This window comes from Nostocoides japonicum T1-X7 (genome assembly GCF_001046855.1).
In the GTDB taxonomy this organism is placed as follows: domain Bacteria; phylum Actinomycetota; class Actinomycetes; order Actinomycetales; family Dermatophilaceae; genus Nostocoides; species Nostocoides japonicum.
In genome coordinates this window covers 4756070-4758580 of the sequence record NZ_HF570958.1, presented here as the reverse complement: position 1 = coordinate 4758580, position 2511 = coordinate 4756070, and the positions used below count along the sequence as shown (strand labels likewise).

The window sequence follows — 2511 nt, the reverse complement described above, 5'->3', positions numbered from 1 at the left end:
CCCCCGCGGCCGCGGCGCGGCCGCTCCTGCAGGAGCCGGGCGACGCGCGCCACGTGCACGGCGCCGACGGCATGGGCGATCTCGGCTGGCCGCCCTCCGGCCGTCGCCCCGACGACCGCCATGCCGTCGAGCTGCTCCGTGACCTCCTCCTCCCAGCCGCCTCCGGTCCGTTCGAGGCTCGGCCCACGCTCGTCCCGCTGGCGCCGATGACGAACATCGCGCTTCTGCTCCGCACGTATCCCGCTGTGGCACAAGGCATACGACGCATCGTCTTCATGGGCGGGGCCGCTCAGGTCGGCAACGCGACGGCGTCCGCGGAGTTCAACGTCTTCCACGACCCCGAGGCGGCCGCCATCGTCCTCGACGCGTGCGCGGACCTCGGGGTGGAGGTCGTCATGTACGGGCTGGACGTCTTCTACCGACCGCGCGTCACGTGCGTCGAGGCGGACGCGCTCATCGCTCGAGGCGCCCGGTCGGCGCGTCGAGTGTGCGAGCTGGCCGGTCGGCTCATCCGGTTCCAGTGCGAGCGGTTCGGGACGGACTCGGCGACGATCGGGGACGCGGGCGCCGTCTGTGCCGTCGTTGCGCCGGACGGCCTGGTCACCGAGCCGCTCCCGGTGCGGGTCGAGCTCGCCGGGACGTGGTCCCGCGGACGGACCATCGTCGACCGGCGGGACTGGGCCGGCGACCTCTCGCACGATCCCCATGGCGCGGCCCCGGCCGTCATCTCCGTCGCGCTCGGCGTCGACGCGCAGCGGTACGCCGACGTGTGGCTCTCGACCCTCGGCGGTGTCCGGTGACGGGCCGGGTGGGCGGCTTCTCAGGCATCGGGGGTCGGCTCCGCCGGACGGGTGGCGACCGGTGATGGGCCGCGTCGTCGTCCTCGGGTCGCTCAACGTCGACCTGGTGACCCGTGTCGAGCGTCATCCGGCGCCAGGAGAGACCGTCCTCGGCGACGGGCTGGTGCGGCTCGCGGGTGGGAAGGGCGCCAACCAGGCCGTCGCGGCGGCGGCCGCCGGGGCCCGGACCGCGATGGTGGGGGCCGTCGGCGACGATGCCGGAGGGGTCGCATACCGCTCCCGCCTTCGCGCCCGTGGAGTGGACGTGTCGGACGTCGTCGTGCGGCCCGGTGTGCCGACCGGTACCGCCATCGTCACCGTGGCGGACGACGGCGAGAACACCATCGTCGTCGTGCCCGGCGCCAACGGCACGGTCGGCCCCGAGGCGCTCGTCGCGCTCGAACGGCTGGGTCCCGGGGACGTCCTGCTCGTCCAGCTCGAGGTGCCCCTCGGTGTCGTGGCGCGCGGCATCCGGCTCGCCGTGGGGAGAGGTGCGCGGGTCCTTCTCAATGCCGCGCCGTATGCCGGTCTCCCCGGCGACGTCGTCGCCCTCGCCGACCCGCTCGTCGCCAACGAGCACGAGGCGACGTTGCTCGCCGAGTCGGGGTCGGTGCCGGGATCGCTGCTCGTGACGTTCGGCGCGCGCGGTGCGTCGTGGGACGGCGTCGTCGAGCCGGCGGTCGTCGTGCCGCCCGAGGAGGTCGTCGACACGACGGGCGCAGGAGACGCGTTCTGCGGCGCCCTCGCCGCGGCGCTGGCGCGCGGTGAGGATCGCCCGGCGGCGCTGTGGGCCGCCCTGCAGGCGGGGGCCGACGCGGTGCGCCACGACGGCGCCCAGCCCGATCCGACGCTGTGACTCTCTGTTCCCGCCGTGTCCACGGGGGTCGGCCGCCGCCCGCGATCACGGAACGGTCAGCAGTCACCTCGACCGGGGCGGGCGCCCTCGGAGTCGAGGTATCAGGCGCCCACCCCCGAGTCGCCAGTTACCTCGACCCGGCGGACGACCTGGGAGTCGAGGTAGCTCGGCCCCGCCGGAAGGTCAGCAGTACCTCGACCCGGCGGGGAGTCCCTGAGTGGAGGTATCCCGACCCCGCCGGAAGGTCACCAGTTACCTCGACCCGGCGGGGAGTCCCTGAGTGGAGGTATCTCGACCCCGCCGGAACGTCACCCGATACCTCGACCCGGCGGGGAGTCCCTGAGTGGAGGTATCCCGGACCCGCCGGAACGTCACCCGATACCTCGACCCGGCGGACGACCTCGGAGTCGAGGTAGCTCGACACTCGACCCCACCGGAGAGCCACCAGTTACCTCGACCCGGCGGTGAATCCCTGAGCGGAGGTACCTCGACCCCGCCGGAAGGTCACCCGATACCTCGACCCGGCGGTGGCCCTGGGAGTCGAGGTAGCTCGACACTCGACCCCACGGGAGAGCCACAGTTACCTCGACCGGTAGGTGGCACTGGGAGTCGAGGTAGCTCGACCCCGCCTGAAAGTCACCAGTTACCTCGACCCGGCGAGGAGTCCCTGAGTGGAGGTATCTCGACCCCGCCGGAAGGTCACTAGTTACCTCGACCCGGCGGTGAATCCTTGAGTGGAGGTGTCCCGGACCCGCCGGAAGGTCACCAGATACCTCGACCCGGCGAGGAGTCCCTGAGTGGAGGTATCTCGACCCC

2 protein-coding genes are annotated in these 2511 nt (G+C 72.8%); both read left to right on the top strand.

Annotation, left to right across the window (positions count from 1 at the left end):
* On the top strand, window positions 1-800 hold an 800-nt coding region (locus BN12_RS21600; RefSeq protein WP_083454840.1), incomplete at its 5' end, for a nucleoside hydrolase.
* A gap of 64 nt (window positions 801-864) precedes the next feature.
* Entirely contained in the window at window positions 865-1695 is an 831-nt protein-coding gene (locus BN12_RS21595; protein WP_048555617.1) for a ribokinase, read from the top strand.
* Window positions 1696-2511 lie beyond the last annotated feature (816 nt).

Bases quoted from the DNA above. Each gene is read 5' to 3' on its own strand.
- BN12_RS21595 (WP_048555617.1), top strand. From the start codon at position 865: ATGGGCCGCGTCGTCGTCCTCGGGTCGCTCAACGTCGACCTGGTGACC.